Consider the following 15,110-nt stretch of genomic DNA (forward strand, 5'->3'; position numbering starts at 1 on the left):
CCCATGCCTTCAAAGGAGAGTTGCTTATGGCCATGTTCGAACCCGGACACCTGCACATGGAGCGCCATGCGCTGAACAAGGATGACTTCAGCTACAACCTGTGCATCGACTACAAGGTCGATCAGGACGGCAAGGAGGGCACGGGCATGTCATTCCGGGTGCATGGCACCGTCGAAGACAAGTCCCTGGACGAGACGTTCTTCCTGGCCAAGGACCAGGCCTTCGACTTCGCCCGCCATGCCACGCGCGTCGCCCAGAAGTATGGCTTGCCCAAGACCGCGAGCATCGGCTCGATGCACAAGTACTACGACGAAATGTTCGAGGACGTGCGCAAGCAACTGGACGTCAAGCCGGGCGACCCGATGAAACCAGAACACCTGGCATAACCGCCTGAAAACCCCTACCCCTGTTTGTGGGAGCAGACCTGTGGGAGCAAGGCTTGCCCGCGATGGCATCGCCTCGGTCTATCAGTTGCACCGAGGTGTTTGCATCGCGGGCAAGCCTTGCTCCCACAAGCTCGCTCCCACAAAGGGATATCAGTGTTCTGAATATCGGGTTACACACAAAGCCTGCCTGGCTGGCAACTCGCTATAGCTGACCTATTCTGAAAGTAGTACCCCCGGGTATTCGTTCAGAGGTCACCGCCATGAACATTAAAATAAAAAGACGCCTCGCCATTTTCGTCACCTGCGCCGCCACGCTTGCGCTGTACGGCACTGCGGCCTACCGGGTCGAGCAGGCCAGGCAACTGCCCCGTGAATACGCCAGTTGCAACTTCGAACGGTGCATCCCCCACAGCGCAACCCTCAACGCCCTGCGCTGAGGCGTGGTCAGTCGTCCTGTTGATCGGTCTTGAGCCGGTCCCGGAACGCCTTGGGCGAGATGCCGACGCGTCGGCGGAACAGCCGGGTGAAGTTGGTCGGATCGGAAAACCCGAGCATTTCGGAAATCTCGTAGATGGTCATGCCGGTGTAGGTCAGCAGGCGCTTGGCTTCCAGCAACTGGCGCTCATGCATGATCTGCAACGCCGGTTGCCCCGCCAGTTCCCGACAGGTGCCGTTGAGGTGCGACACGGAAATACCCAGGCGATGGGCCAGGTCCTCGACCTTGACGTGCTCGCGATAGGTTTCTTCCACCAACTGAATGAAGCCGTTGAGGTATTCCCGGGCCCGTTGCGGGCGCTGGGCCTGGGTGTGGCGCTCCATCACCTGGCGGCTGACCCAGACCATGATCACGCTGACCAGCGCATGCATCAGCATTTCCCGCGCCGGTTGATGCCCCACGTACTCATTCTGCAAGGCGCTGAACAGGCTGTTGAGGTACTCGGCATTCTCAAGGGCGGGGTAGCTTTCGGCCTGGGCCAGGACGTTGACCGAATGCCCCAGTTGCGCTTGCAGGTGCGTGACCAGCGGCGCCGCCAGGGTCACCACGTAACCTTCCACATCCTCGGAAAAACGAAAGCCATGGACCGACAGCGGCGGCAGGATCTGCACGGCCGGCTCGGTGAGTAGCGTGCGCCGGCCCTCGATTTCCAGTTCCGCCTGGCCCTTGAAGACGAACAACAACTGGCACAGATCGGCATGCCGATGAGGCTTGATTTCCCATTGATGCTCGCGACTGCGCTTGGAGATGGTCTCGCAGTGCAACAAGTCCGGCGTCGGCCATTCCTGGCTCTCGCCATAGAGCTTGAACACCGGGATCGAAGGCAGGTCAGGTTTTTTCATAACATGGATCCGGGCCTGGGGTTGCGGGCGATAATCGCACCAATTGGTAAAAAGAACAGGTATCGGCTCAGTTTTCCCCTTCAACTGACAGGTCCGCAAGCGAAAAATGTAGGCACTCGATTTCTAATAATCAACACCGACCCTGGTCGCGTGCTTCGTGCGAGTCATAACAACAATGAAAACCCTCAAGACCCAAGTCGCTATTATCGGTGCCGGCCCCTCTGGCCTGCTGCTCGGCCAGTTGCTGCACAACGCCGGGATCGACACTGTCATCCTCGAACGCCAGACCCCGGAATACGTACTGAGCCGCATCCGCGCCGGTGTGCTGGAGCAAGGCATGGTCGAGCTGCTGCGCCAGGCTGGCGTTGGTCAGCGCATGGACACCGAAGGCCTGCCCCATGACGGTTTTGAACTGGTGCTCAACGATCGGCGGGTGCACATCGACCTCAAGGGCCTGACCGGTGGTAAAAATGTCATGGTCTACGGCCAGACCGAAGTGACCCGCGACTTGATGGCCGCCCGCGAAGCCGCCGGCGCCCGGACCCTGTACCTGGCCAGCAATGCCCAGCCCCACGACATGCAAACCGAAACCCCTTTCGTGACCTTCGAGCATGAAGGGGAAACCTGGCGCCTGGACTGCGACTACATTGCCGGTTGCGACGGTTTCCACGGCGTGGCGCGACAGTCCATTCCTGCGGAAAAACTCAAGGTCTTCGAACGGGTCTACCCGTTTGGCTGGCTCGGCGTGCTGGCCGACACACCGCCGGTCCACGAAGAACTGGTCTATGCTCGCCACGCACGCGGCTTTGCCTTGTGCAGCATGCGCTCCAAGACCCGCACCCGTTATTACCTGCAAGTGCCCGCCGAAGAACAAGTGGCCGACTGGCCGGACGAGCGTTTCTGGGATGAACTGAAAAACCGCCTGCCCGCCGACCTGGCCGAAGCCCTGGTGACCGGCCCGTCCATCGAGAAAAGCATCGCCCCGCTGCGCAGCTTCGTGGTCGAGCCGATGCAGTATGGGCGGATGTTCCTGGTGGGCGATGCGGCCCACATCGTCCCGCCCACCGGCGCCAAGGGGCTGAACCTGGCGGCCAGCGATGTCAGCACGCTATTCAATATCCTGCTCAAGGTCTATCGCGACGGCCGTGTGGATCTGCTGGAGAAGTATTCGGCCATCTGCCTGCGGCGCGTCTGGAAAGCCGAGCGGTTTTCCTGGTGGATGACTTCGATGCTGCACCGCTTCGACGACGATGCCTTCAACCAGCGCATCAGCGAAGCCGAGCTGGAATATTTCGTCGACTCCGAGGCCGGTCGCAAGACTATCGCGGAAAATTACGTCGGACTTCCTTACGAGGCTATCGAATAGTCGCCTATCGACTTAAACTGCGGGTTTCGTCCATTTTGCCTCTCCGGTGCGATGCCCGCAGGTTCTGCCTTGACTCAGTTCAATACGCTCCAAGCCCCAAAACCGGCCATCCGCAGCGTGCTGGCAGCCCTGATGCTGGCGATTTTCCTGGGTGCGCTGGACCAGACCATCGTCGCCGTCTCGATGCCGGCCATCTCCGCACAGTTTGCCGACGTCAGCCTGCTGGCCTGGGTGATTTCCGGCTACATGGTCGCCATGACCGTGGCGGTGCCGATCTACGGCAAGCTCGGTGACCTCTACGGTCGCCGGCCGCTGATGCTGTTCGGCATGGGCCTGTTCACCCTGGCCTCGCTGTTCTGCGGCCTGGCCCAAAACATGGAGCAACTGGTGCTGGCGCGGATTTTCCAGGGCATCGGCGCCGGCGGGATGATTTCGGTGAGCCAGGCGATCATCGGCGACATCATCCCGCCCCGCGAACGCGGTCGCTACCAGGGTTATTTCAGCAGCATGTACGCGGTGGCCAGCGTCGCCGGGCCGGTGCTCGGCGGCTACATGACCGAGTACCTGTCGTGGCGCTGGGTGTTCTGGATCAACCTGCCGCTGGGACTGGTGGCCTGGTGGGTGGCCCGACGCAGCCTGGTCGGGTTGCCGGTGCCGCAACGCACGCCGATCATCGATTACCTGGGCACCGTGTTGCTGATCATCGGCCTGACGGCGCTGCTGCTGGGGATCACCCAGGTCGGCCAGGGCCATGCCTGGCACAGCCGTGAAGTGCTGGGATTGCTGGGTTGCGCAGGCGCAGCGCTGGGGGTGTTCGCCTGGCACGAGCGCCGGGCGCGGGAGCCGTTGTTGCCGATGCACCTGTTCGCCAACCGCGATGCGGTGCTGTGTTGGTGCACGGTGTTCTTCACCAGCTTCCAGGCTATTTCCCTGACGGTGCTGGTACCATTGCGCTTCCAGAGCGTGACCGGCGCCGGTGCCGACAGTGCGGCGTTGCACTTGTTGCCGCTGGCAATCGGGCTGCCGATCGGCGCGTATTTCGCCGGACGCCGGACCTCGGTCACGGGGCGCTACAAGCCGATGATCCTGAGCGGCGCCCTGCTCTTCCCGTTCGCTATCCTCGGCATGGCTTTCACCCCGCCCGCCGCGCTCTGGCTGAGCAGCCTGTTCATGCTGCTCAGCGGCATCGCCTCCGGCATGCAGTTTCCCACTTCACTGGTGGGTGCGCAGAACGCCGTGCACCAACAGGACATCGGCGTCGCCACCAGCACCACCAACCTGTTCCGCTCCCTTGGCGGCGCGGTGGGCGTGGCACTGATGTCGGCGTTGCTGCTGGCCTTGCTGCAGGATTCAAGCTTCGCCCAGCTTGCCAGCTCGTCGATGATCGGTGAAGGGCATTCCGGCAGCGTCTTGCTGGACGGCCTCAACGCCGCCCCGGGCGAGGCACAAAATGCCTTGCGCCAGGAGTTGCAGGCGACGTTCCGGCATTTGCTGGCGATCAGCGCGGCGGTGTCGCTGCTGGGGTTGGCCGCGGCGCTGGCGATGCCCAATCGCTTGCTGCGCGGGCGAGATGAGAAGGTCCGCTAGCACATGATCGTTCCCACGCTCTGCGTGGGAATGCAGCCCGGGACGCTCCGCGCCCCTGCAGAGCCGAACGCAGAGCGTCCGTCGAGGCGTTCCCACGCAGAGCGTGGGAACGATCAGCATCATTGCCACAAAATCTCTTTAGGCAGTCGCCACGACACCTTCGGGCAGCACCACCGCGCTCATCCCGTCCTTCATCCGCTTGGCATCGCGCACGAAGCAGCGTGACGCCAGGAACAGGAACACCATGGTCAGGAACAGCGCGACCGGGATAAGGTACATCGCATCATGCAGGCCGATGGCCTTGAACGCCTCGGTCATCTGGTCGACCCCGGCCGCGGCCATGGCCGTGCGGGCGAAGTAGTCGGACAAGCCACCCACCACCACCGGCCCCAGGCCGCCACCGAGCAAGTACAGGCCAGCGAAGAACAGCGCCATCGCCGTAGCCCGCAAGCGCGGCTCGACCACGTCCTGGATCGCCGTGTACACGCAGGTATAAAAGGTATAGGCGAACAACCAGCCGACACTGAACACCGCGACGAACACACCGATTTCAATCCGCCCGGCATGCAATGCCCAGGCAGTGGTGAGCGTCGAGATCACCAGGCTGAACGCGGCGAACAGCAAGCGACCACTGGGCACGCGCTGATGAATCTTGTCGGCGATCCAGCCGCCGAGGGTCAAGCCGAACAAACCGGTCACGCCCACCATGATCCCGGTGGCCACCGCCGCCTCGTGCAACGGCATCAGGAAGTAGCGTTGCAGCATCGGCACCAGGAAGGAGTTGCAGGCATAAGTGGCGAAGTTGAAGCACAACCCGGCCAGCACCAACCACAGGAAAGTGGGAATCGCCAACACTCGACGGATCGGCCGGTCGATTTTTTCCTGGGACACCTGCACGGTTTCCGCCGCGCCGCGCTTGGGCTCCTTGATGAAGAACATGAACAACGCCAGCACCAAGCCTGGTACCGCGGCGATAAAGAACGGCGCGCGCCAGCTGTCAAAGGCCTTGACCATCGCGCCGATGGTGAAGAACGCCAGCAACAAGCCAATCGGCAGGCCCAGCATGAAGATGCCCATGGCCCGCGCCCGGCGATGGGCCGGGAACAGATCGCCGATTAGCGAGTTGGCCGCCGGCGCATAGCTCGCCTCGCCGATCCCGACGCCCATGCGCACCAGCAGGAACGCCCAGAAACTGCCCACCAGGCCGTTGACCGCCGTCAGCGCGCTCCAGGTCGCCAGGCCCCAGCCCATCAACTTGCTGCGCGAACCGGTATCGGCCATGCGTCCCAATGGCAACCCGGCAATGGCGTAGACGATGGTGAAAGCGGTGCCGATGATGCCGATCTGGAAGTCGCTGAGGCTCCACTCCATGCGGATCGGCTCGATGATGATCGCCGGGATGGTGCGGTCGAAGAAGTTGAACAGGTTGGCCAGGAACAACAGGAACAGAATGCGCCAGGCATTCGCCGCTTGGGTCGAGTTCTGCATGGGTCCGTCTCTTTTATTGTTATGGAGCATTAGCGGAATCTGCAATCTAGACAGCGGTGTGCGGACTGTCTCCAATCATTCGCAAGGCTGATACCCACCCATGGCGAGCGGCGCGTTTCTTGATAACGGTCAATTTCCTGTAACAATTGCCATCATTTCGCCCATTCTTGATTAAAGATCGCCTGCCGGTGGCCGATTCAACCTATCAGGAAAGAATCTCTCGAGCGGCGCCCAGGCTATAGCCCTGGACGCTCGGGGCCGACCTTCGCGCCATCCAGGACGCGAGCTCCCATCCGCGATGGCTCGATGACAGCGCTCGTCGAGCCAACCAGTTCAGGCATATGGCGCACAATGACTTCCAAAAAAACAGCCACTGCGGTATCCGATCTGACCCTGAGCCCGGCCGCCAACGGCCCTGAAGTCTCGAAACCATCGAGCAGCTCGCGTCCCCTGTCGACTCAGCAGTATCTGTATTTCACCGAAACCAACACCGACCGGATCCTCGACAACCTCGATGGCCTGCGCGACGCGGTGTTCCCGCGACCGCCCCATCTGGTGGAAGACGAGAGCGACCGCGCCCAGCAGGAATTCCCGTCGGTGTGCCTGATCGGCCTGGGGCGCTGCGGTTCCAACATCGCCCTGGACGTGGCGGAGCTGGTGTACAACGCCCGCAAGTTCTACCTCAACGAATTCAATGCTGAAGACAAGGCTTACAGCGACAAGGGCTACAGCCCCGCGCAGTGGATCCGCAACAACCTGCGTCTTGGCACCAGCAAGGCCAGCAAACCGGTGTTCCTGGTGGAACCGCTGGTGATGCTCGGCGACCTGGACAAGGACATCGCCGGGCGTATCCGTTTTTCGCGCAAGGGCGAGAAAAGCGGCTTTTTGCGCGACTACAGCAAGATGAAGATCATGGACTTGTCGGAAGTCCACGCCGGTGGCGCCGGTAACGCGCCGATCCTGGGCCAGTACCTGGCCAAGATCATCCTGAACAAGGACACCCAGCGCTTCTCCAGCCCCGACTGGAAAATGATCCACTCGTACCTGATCGACAGCTGCGGTATCAAGGCCAACCAGTCGCGCCTGTACTTCTCGATCTTCAGTGCTGGCGGCGGTACCGGTTCAGGCATGGCCTCGGAGTTCGGCCTGGCCCAGCAATACTCGTACATGAACAAGACGTTCGACACCAAGCCGATGGACGAACACGACAGCAAGAGCGGTCACTCCTTCGTCTTCGAACCGATTTTCACCAGCGGCATCTGCGTACTGCCGAATATTTCCGACCATCGCAGCGAAATGTCCGAAGCCTTGCACATCAACGCCGGACGCCTGCTGTGCAAGTACCTGTCGGAAGAATGGGATTTCTCGTACAACTTCGCCAACGAAGACAGCAGCGAAGCCAGCGTGATGGGCCGTATCCGCCCATGGAACGCGATGATGCTGATCTCCAACGACATCATGCGCTATGCCGAAGAAAGCGATGACGGCAACATCCAGAACATTGATGTCAATGCCATGGAGAAGCACGCCAACCAGTACATCTCCCAGCAGATCTTCAACATCCTGACGGCCCAGGCGGTTACCACCGACTACGATCAGAACTACTTCCGCCGTGCCGGCATCGACATTGGCGAAACCATTCGCCTGGACGCCAACGACCTGTTCATGAGTCTGGCCGGCCCGGTGGCGATTGCCTACGCCGAGTCCGTCGTCCCGGAAACCCCGGCGCCGAGCGGCGACAAGTTCAAGGTGTTCGAGAAAGAACCGCCGCGCCTGAACATCGACGACCTGTTCTTCCGTTCCATCGACCTGCCGCACTTCAACAAGGTCACCCAGGCCATCGAAGGCATCAGTCTGTTGCCGATCGAATCCAAGCGCTACCGGGCGTCGCTGGAGCAGTACAAGAATTCCGGCTACGACGCCGCGGCCCTGCATGACCTGCACTTCTTCAAGAACTGCTCGTCGGTGGTGTCCATCGTCTCCCTGCCCAAGGACTACAAGCTGTCCTACATGGACCTGAACCGGCTCAAGACCCACCTCAACAGCCTGTTCCCCAACACCACGCTCAAGCGTTACGCGTTGGTGATCGGCGCGTCGGCCAACCTGTCGCTGACCACCCTGATCGCCAAGAGCCCGTGCCTGTCGGATGATTTCCTGACCCTGATCGTGGCCTTCATCAAACGCTGCTTCGCCCGCACCCCGTACCGCTTCGACGACACCCTGGACAACTCGATCCTGGACTTCATCATCAATGAAGACTTCGACGAAGAACGGATCGACGACCTGCTCAACGAATTCGAAAACCCGGCGAAAATCCTCGACACCAACTGGTACGCGATCAAGCCGATGTACGAGAAGAAGTATCGCGAGCTGATCAACGACAAGGACAAGTTCGTCTCGATCAACGACATCCGCCTGTCCCGCGACTGCGTGAAAAAAGCCATCAAGTACCTGCGCGAGATCTACCGTCACCGCATTGGCAAGACCAAGGTTATTTCCCTTAATAACCATACTGGCAGGACTTACTGAGGCCGGCGCAGCACCGTGTTGCCTCCAATCGCGAGCAAGCTCGCTCCCACAGGGATTTGTGAACACAGACCCAATGTGGGAGCGAGGCTGCTCGCGATAGCGGTCCTGAATCCCGCACCTGGACAACATCCAGAAACAATTGAGCAGCCCAAAGGCTGCTCCATAAACTGTTCCCGTTACGTATACGTCACCCTCCCCTGTGGCGTTTCGCCACGGCAGGACGCCATCACGCTACTCACCTACACACTTTCTTGCCCGCCCGAATACGAACCAACTTGGTGCATCGATCAGTTCGACGCCCTTTCCTGGATCATAATCCAGGGCGAAACCACCACCGCCCAAAGCTGCGGATCGCGTTCCAGAAAATCCAGCGCCCGCGTTTCAGACAGCTTGGCGAGCTGGTCGGCGGCCAGCCAGGCGGCGACTTTGGTACCTTCGTCCTGGGCGACGGCCTCGGCGGCTGCGATCAAATCCAGTGCCGGATCGACCCACAATAGGGCACCCTTGGCAAAGAACGGCTCCAGCTCTTTCCAGGTGATGGATGCGGTTTCACCAAGCAGCTTGGCATAGAGGGTGCTAGGTTCTTGACTCATGGGACCTGTCCGGAAAAGAAATCGGCGCGAATGATAACGTCGGTGCTCTGGCAGAAAAACCCGTTAGCAACTGCAGTACCGATTGAAAAGCGCAGGAAAGCCAAGGATTGCCGATATGACCGGACAAAACCCCGCCGCTATTCTGTCTTTTTCTTTCAATTAAGCGACACCCTCAGGTTTTGCCCCCAAGCGCCAGCTTCCCTTGCCAACAATCGGCGCTCTACACTGTACCGGTACAGTTGCCGGGGGCATTTTCCGCGAGGATATCCAAGATATCTGACCCGGTTCTGCTGCTACGGCGCCAGGACTATAAAAACTACAACAGCATGAGTGGAGCACTATGACTAAGGCTACTAAGCAGATTTCCAAACTGTTTGCCGCTATGGTTCTGGCCGGGGTTGCCAGCCATTCGTTCGCCGCCGACACCATCAAGATCGGCATCGCCGGCCCAAAAACCGGCCCTGTAGCCCAATACGGCGACATGCAATTCAGTGGCTCCAAAATGGCCATCGAACAGATCAACGCCAAGGGCGGCGTCAACGGCAAGCAACTCGTCGCCGTTGAATACGATGACGCCTGCGATCCAAAACAAGCGGTCGCGGTCGCGAACAAAGTCGTCAACGACGGCGTCAAGTTCGTGGTCGGCCACCTGTGCTCCAGCTCCACCCAGCCGGCTTCGGACATCTATGAAGACGAAGGCGTGGTCATGATCACCCCGGCCGCTACCAGCCCGGACATCACCGCTCGCGGCTACAAGATGATCTTCCGCACCATCGGCCTGGACAGCGCCCAAGGCCCTGCGGCCGGCAACTACATCGCCGACCACGTCAAGCCGAAGATCGTTGCGGTCCTGCACGACAAGCAGCAGTACGGTGAAGGCATCGCCAGCGCCGTGAAGAAAACCCTCGAAGGCAAAGGCGTCAAGGTTGCCGTCTTCGAAGGCGTGAACGCCGGCGACAAAGACTTCTCCTCGATGATCGCCAAGCTCAAGCAAGCCAACGTCGACTTCGTCTACTACGGCGGCTACCACCCGGAGCTGGGCCTGATCCTGCGTCAATCCCAGGAAAAAGGCCTGAAGGCCAAGTTCATGGGTCCGGAAGGCGTGGGTAACGACTCCATCTCGCAAATCGCCAAGGACGCTTCCGAAGGCCTGCTGGTGACCCTGCCGAAATCCTTCGACCAGGATCCGGCCAACGTCGCCCTGGCTGACGCGTTCAAGGCCAAGAAAGAAGACCCGAGCGGTCCGTTCGTGTTCCCGTCCTACTCCGCTGTCCAGGTGATTGCCCAGGCCATCACCACAGCCAAGAGCGAAGACGCGGCCAAAGTGGCTGAAGCCATCCACGCCGGCACCTTCAAGACCCCAACCGGTGACCTGAGCTTCGACGCGAAGGGCGACCTGAAGGACTTCAAGTTCGTGGTCTACGAGTGGCACTTCGGCAAACCTAAAACCGAAGCTTCGCCTCAGTAAGGCCTGGTCTGACTGACTGCCAATAAAGCCCACGGCGTGCCGTGGGCTTTGTTTTAAATGTATTGGGCCGCGCTGGCGTGATCCGCCAGTCTCCCCACCTGAAAATCTCAAAACCGTCATCAGCGGTTCGCTGGCAAACCTCGTGTTCGAAGTGGATGCAGATCCACGGGACCCGGGCGGGAAAATGACTCCACCAGTGAAATGCGTATCAGGTTTTTAGGAGCGCTGTAATGCCTGACATCTATCACTTCTTCCAGCAGCTGGTTAACGGCCTGACCGTTGGCAGCACGTATGCCCTGATCGCCATCGGCTATACGATGGTTTACGGCATCATTGGAATGATCAACTTCGCCCACGGCGAGGTGTACATGATCGGCTCCTACGTGGCGTTCATCGCCATCGCCGGGCTGAGCATGATGGGACTCGACAGTGTCCCGCTGTTGATGACCGCGGCTTTCATCGCGAGCATCGTCGTCACCAGCTCCTATGGCTACAGCATCGAACGGATCGCCTACCGCCCCCTGCGCGGCAGCAACCGTCTGATCCCGCTGATTTCCGCCATCGGCATGTCGATCTTCCTGCAGAACACGGTACTGCTTTCGCAAGACTCCAAGGACAAATCCATACCCAACCTGATTCCGGGCAACTTTGCCATCGGGCCAGGTGGGGCACATGAAGTGCTGATTTCCTACATGCAAATCGTGGTGTTCGTGGTGACCCTGGTCGCCATGCTCGGCCTGACGCTGTTCATCTCCCGTTCCCGCCTGGGCCGCGCCTGCCGCGCCTGTGCCGAGGACATCAAGATGGCCAACCTGCTGGGCATCAACACCAACAACATCATCGCCCTGACCTTCGTCATCGGTGCGGCCCTGGCGGCCATCGCCGCGGTGCTGTTGAGCATGCAATACGGCGTGATCAACCCCAACGCCGGCTTCCTCGTCGGCCTGAAAGCCTTCACCGCCGCGGTACTGGGCGGCATCGGCAGCATTCCCGGCGCGATGCTCGGCGGGCTGGTGCTGGGCGTGGCGGAAGCCTTTGGCGCCGACATCTTCGGCGACCAGTACAAGGACGTCGTGGCATTCGGCTTGTTGGTTCTGGTTCTGTTATTCCGGCCGACCGGCATCCTGGGCCGCCCGGAGGTTGAGAAAGTATGACTAGGCATCTCAAATCGGCGCTCTTCAGCGCCCTGCTGGTCTGGGCCGTGGCCTACCCGGTACTGGGTCTTAAACTGACCATCGTCGGCATCAACCTGGAAGTGCATGGCACCAGCCCGGCCATCCTGGCGACCATCGCCGTGTGTTCGCTGCTGATGTTCCTGCGGGTGCTGTTCAGCACGCAGATCAGCGCCATGTGGAAGTCGTCGCCCGGCCTGCCGGTGATCCCGGCCAAGGCCAGCAACTTCCTCACCCTGCCATCGACCCAGCGCTGGATCGTGCTGGGCCTGATCGTCGTGGCACTGGTCTGGCCGTTCTTCGGCTCCCGCGGCGCGGTGGACATCGCCACGCTGATCCTGATCTACGTGATGCTCGGCCTTGGCCTGAACATCGTGGTAGGCCTGGCCGGCCTGCTGGACCTGGGTTATGTCGGCTTTTACGCCGTCGGCGCCTACAGCTATGCGCTGCTGTCCCACTACTTCGGCCTGAGCTTCTGGATCTGCCTGCCGATCGCCGGGATGATGGCCGCCACCTTCGGTTTCCTGCTGGGGTTCCCGGTCCTGCGCTTGCGCGGTGACTACCTGGCCATCGTGACCCTGGGTTTTGGCGAGATCATCCGTCTGTTCCTGCGCAACCTGACCGACATCACCGGTGGCCCGAACGGCATCAGCAACATCGAGAAACCGACGTTCTTCGGCCTGACCTTCGAACGTAAAGCCGCCGAAGGCCTGCAGACCTTCCACGAGTACTTCGGCCTGGAATACAACTCGATCAACAAGGTGATCTTCCTCTACCTGGTTGCCCTGTTGCTGGCCCTGGCCGCGCTGTTCGTCATCAACCGCCTGCTGCGCATGCCGATCGGCCGCGCCTGGGAGGCATTGCGTGAAGACGAAATCGCCTGCCGTGCCCTGGGTCTCAACCCGACGATCATCAAGCTGTCGGCCTTCACCCTCGGTGCTGCGTTTGCCGGTTTTGCCGGCAGTTTCTTCGCCGCACGCCAGGGCCTGGTGACGCCGGAATCCTTCACCTTCATCGAGTCGGCGATCATCCTCGCCATCGTGGTGCTGGGCGGGATGGGCTCGCAGCTGGGCGTGATCCTGGCAGCCATCGTGATGATCCTGCTGCCCGAAATGATGCGTGAATTCAGCGAATACCGCATGTTGATGTTCGGCGCCTTGATGGTGCTGATGATGATCTGGCGTCCTCAAGGTCTGCTTCCTATGCAACGCCCCCACATGGAGCTGCGCAAATGAGCCGCGAGATCCTGAAAGTTGAAAATTTAAGCATGCGCTTCGGCGGCTTGCTGGCGGTCAATGGCGTAGCCCTGACCGTGAAAGAGAAACAGGTCGTTGCGCTGATCGGGCCGAACGGCGCGGGCAAGACCACCGTGTTCAACTGCCTGACCGGCTTCTACCAGCCCACCGGTGGCACCATCGTGCTGGACGGCGAGCCGATCCAGGGCCTGCCCGGCCACCAGATCGCCCGCAAGGGTGTGGTGCGCACCTTCCAGAACGTGCGGCTGTTCAAGGACATGACGGCGGTCGAAAACCTGTTGATCGCCCAGCATCGTCACCTGAACACCAACTTCTTTGCCGGCCTGTTCAAGACCCCGGCGTTCCGCAAAAGCGAACGCGACGCCATGGAGTACGCCGAGTACTGGCTGGACAAGGTCAACCTCAAGGAATTCGCCAACCGTACCGCCGGGACCCTGGCCTACGGTCAGCAACGACGCCTGGAAATCGCCCGCTGCATGATGACCCGTCCGCGGATCCTCATGCTCGACGAGCCGGCCGCCGGCCTGAACCCCAAGGAAACCGAAGACCTGAAAGCGCTGATCGGCGTGCTGCGCGAGGAGCACAACGTCACTGTGCTGCTGATCGAGCACGACATGAAGCTGGTCATGAGCATTTCCGACCACATCGTCGTGATCAACCAGGGCACCCCCCTGGCCAACGGCTCGCCGGAACAGATCCGCGACAATCCTGAAGTGATCAAAGCCTACCTGGGGGAAGCGTAAATGCTGCAATTCGAAAACGTTTCCACCTTCTACGGCAAGATCCAGGCCTTGCACAGCGTCAACGTCGAAGTCCGCCAGGGCGAAATCGTGACGCTGATCGGTGCCAACGGCGCCGGCAAATCCACCCTGCTGATGACGCTCTGCGGTTCGCCCCAGGCCCACAGCGGCAGCATCCGCTACATGGGTGAGGAACTGGTGGGCCAGGACTCGTCACGGATCATGCGCAAGAGCATCGCGGTGGTGCCGGAAGGTCGTCGGGTATTTGCCCGGCTGACCGTGGAAGAAAACCTCGCCATGGGCGGATTCTTCACTGACAAGGGCGACTATCAGGAACAAATGGACAAGGTCCTGCACCTTTTCCCACGCCTGAAAGAACGCTTTACCCAGCGCGGCGGCACCATGTCCGGCGGCGAACAGCAAATGCTCGCCATCGGCCGTGCGCTGATGAGCAAGCCCAAGCTGCTGCTGCTCGACGAGCCTTCCCTGGGCCTGGCACCGATCATCATCCAGCAGATCTTCGACATCATCGAACAACTGCGCAAGGATGGCGTGACGGTGTTCCTGGTGGAGCAGAACGCCAACCAGGCGCTGAAAATCGCCGACCGGGCGTACGTGCTGGAGAACGGTCGCGTGGTGATGCAAGGCACCGGTGAAGCCCTGCTGACCGACCCGAAAGTGCGCGAGGCGTACCTGGGCGGTTGAGTCTGCAGCTATAGAAAAACGGCCTTCGGGCCGTTTTTTTTGGAGTAGACAAAAAAATCGAGGACCCGCTGTAACACTTCCCCATCCCCCTTCTCTAGTTCAGCAGACCGGCGCTAACGCCGGTTCATTTCCCTGAATGACTGGAGAATAATCATGACTGTTTCGACCCGCACCCTGTCCGCCACCGCCCTGATCCTGGCCCTGGGTTCTGCCCTGAGCATGACAGCCGTCTCGACCGTCCACGCAGCCGACGACACCATGGAGAAATGCTTCGGTGTCGCCCTCAAAGGCAAGAACAACTGCGCCGCCGGTGCCGGCACCACCTGCGCCGGTACGGCGAAAATGGACTATCAGGGCAACGCCTGGAAATCGGTACCCAAAGGCACTTGCACCACTACCAAAAGCGAAACCTCCCCCACCGGTTTCGGCCAGCTCGAAGCGTTCAAAGCCAAGTCCTGATCGCATCTGCCGGAGGCCCGCCA

Annotated in this window: 14 protein-coding genes; 11 read left to right on the forward strand and 3 right to left on the reverse strand. The window is 60.6% G+C overall.

Features of this window, described 5'->3' with window-relative positions; translation table 11 throughout:
- Positions 1–26 precede the first annotated feature (26 nt).
- Together AB4O22_RS20250 and AB4O22_RS20255 are read left to right on the forward strand one after the other, a co-directional pair.
- A complete protein-coding gene (locus AB4O22_RS20250) occupies positions 27–386 on the forward strand; it encodes a DUF5064 family protein (RefSeq protein ID WP_223470175.1) in 360 nt (119 codons plus the stop codon).
- A gap of 260 nt (positions 387–646) precedes the next feature.
- On the forward strand, positions 647–823 hold the full coding sequence (locus tag AB4O22_RS20255) for a hypothetical protein (RefSeq protein ID WP_003198496.1): 177 nt from the start codon (positions 647–649) through the stop codon (positions 821–823).
- A gap of 7 nt (positions 824–830) precedes the next feature.
- On the opposite strand, the gene AB4O22_RS20260 is transcribed toward AB4O22_RS20255, so the two are convergent.
- The gene (locus AB4O22_RS20260; protein WP_460097026.1) at positions 831–1,724 is read right to left on the reverse strand and encodes a helix-turn-helix domain-containing protein; all 894 of its coding nucleotides are present in this window, start codon (positions 1,722–1,724) and stop codon (positions 831–833) included.
- A 175-nt stretch (positions 1,725–1,899) separates the two neighbouring features.
- Here AB4O22_RS20260 and pobA point away from each other — a divergent pair, with 175 nt between their 5' ends.
- Both pobA and AB4O22_RS20270 read left to right on the forward strand, forming a co-directional pair.
- Complete coding sequence (gene pobA, locus AB4O22_RS20265; RefSeq protein ID WP_003198491.1) at positions 1,900–3,090, forward strand: 4-hydroxybenzoate 3-monooxygenase; 1,191 nt, start codon at positions 1,900–1,902, stop codon at positions 3,088–3,090.
- Between the two features lie 51 nt (positions 3,091–3,141).
- Positions 3,142–4,677, forward strand: coding sequence for an MDR family MFS transporter (locus AB4O22_RS20270; RefSeq protein ID WP_013692425.1), 1,536 nt, complete (start codon positions 3,142–3,144; stop codon positions 4,675–4,677).
- Positions 4,678–4,815: 138 nt separating this feature from the next.
- On the opposite strand, the gene AB4O22_RS20275 is transcribed toward AB4O22_RS20270, so the two are convergent.
- Positions 4,816–6,165 (reverse strand): spinster family MFS transporter, encoded by a 1,350-nt coding sequence (locus AB4O22_RS20275; protein WP_003198487.1) that lies wholly within the window; start codon positions 6,163–6,165, stop codon positions 4,816–4,818.
- 351 nt (positions 6,166–6,516) lie between these two features.
- Here AB4O22_RS20275 and AB4O22_RS20280 point away from each other — a divergent pair, with 351 nt between their 5' ends.
- The gene (locus AB4O22_RS20280; RefSeq protein WP_003198485.1) at positions 6,517–8,694 is read left to right on the forward strand and encodes a hypothetical protein; all 2,178 of its coding nucleotides are present in this window, start codon (positions 6,517–6,519) and stop codon (positions 8,692–8,694) included.
- A 287-nt stretch (positions 8,695–8,981) separates the two neighbouring features.
- On the opposite strand, the gene AB4O22_RS20285 is transcribed toward AB4O22_RS20280, so the two are convergent.
- The gene (locus AB4O22_RS20285; protein WP_003198483.1) at positions 8,982–9,287 is read right to left on the reverse strand and encodes a DUF2288 domain-containing protein; all 306 of its coding nucleotides are present in this window, start codon (positions 9,285–9,287) and stop codon (positions 8,982–8,984) included.
- A 340-nt stretch (positions 9,288–9,627) separates the two neighbouring features.
- Here AB4O22_RS20285 and AB4O22_RS20290 point away from each other — a divergent pair, with 340 nt between their 5' ends.
- The 6 genes from AB4O22_RS20290 to AB4O22_RS20315 all read left to right on the forward strand — a co-directional run bounded on the left by AB4O22_RS20290 (position 9,628) and on the right by AB4O22_RS20315 (position 15,087).
- Positions 9,628–10,755, forward strand: coding sequence for a branched-chain amino acid ABC transporter substrate-binding protein (locus tag AB4O22_RS20290; RefSeq protein ID WP_003198482.1), 1,128 nt, complete (start codon positions 9,628–9,630; stop codon positions 10,753–10,755).
- A 230-nt stretch (positions 10,756–10,985) separates the two neighbouring features.
- Entirely contained in the window at positions 10,986–11,909 is a 924-nt protein-coding gene (gene livH / locus AB4O22_RS20295; protein ID WP_003198480.1) for a high-affinity branched-chain amino acid ABC transporter permease LivH, read from the forward strand.
- Positions 11,906–13,162, forward strand: coding sequence for a high-affinity branched-chain amino acid ABC transporter permease LivM (locus tag AB4O22_RS20300; protein WP_003198478.1), 1,257 nt, complete (start codon positions 11,906–11,908; stop codon positions 13,160–13,162). Before livH ends, AB4O22_RS20300 begins: the two co-directional genes overlap by 4 nt.
- Positions 13,159–13,926, forward strand: a complete 768-nt coding sequence (gene livG, locus AB4O22_RS20305) for a high-affinity branched-chain amino acid ABC transporter ATP-binding protein LivG (protein ID WP_003198476.1) — start codon at positions 13,159–13,161, stop codon at positions 13,924–13,926. The genes AB4O22_RS20300 and livG overlap by 4 nt, the downstream gene beginning before the upstream one ends.
- Positions 13,927–14,628, forward strand: coding sequence for an ABC transporter ATP-binding protein (locus AB4O22_RS20310; RefSeq protein ID WP_003198474.1), 702 nt, complete (start codon positions 13,927–13,929; stop codon positions 14,626–14,628). It begins immediately after the preceding gene.
- Positions 14,629–14,781: 153 nt separating this feature from the next.
- Positions 14,782–15,087 (forward strand): BufA1 family periplasmic bufferin-type metallophore, encoded by a 306-nt coding sequence (locus AB4O22_RS20315; protein ID WP_013692423.1) that lies wholly within the window; start codon positions 14,782–14,784, stop codon positions 15,085–15,087.
- Positions 15,088–15,110: the final 23 nt, after the last annotated feature.

This window comes from Pseudomonas sp. S3_B11 (genome assembly GCF_054667715.1).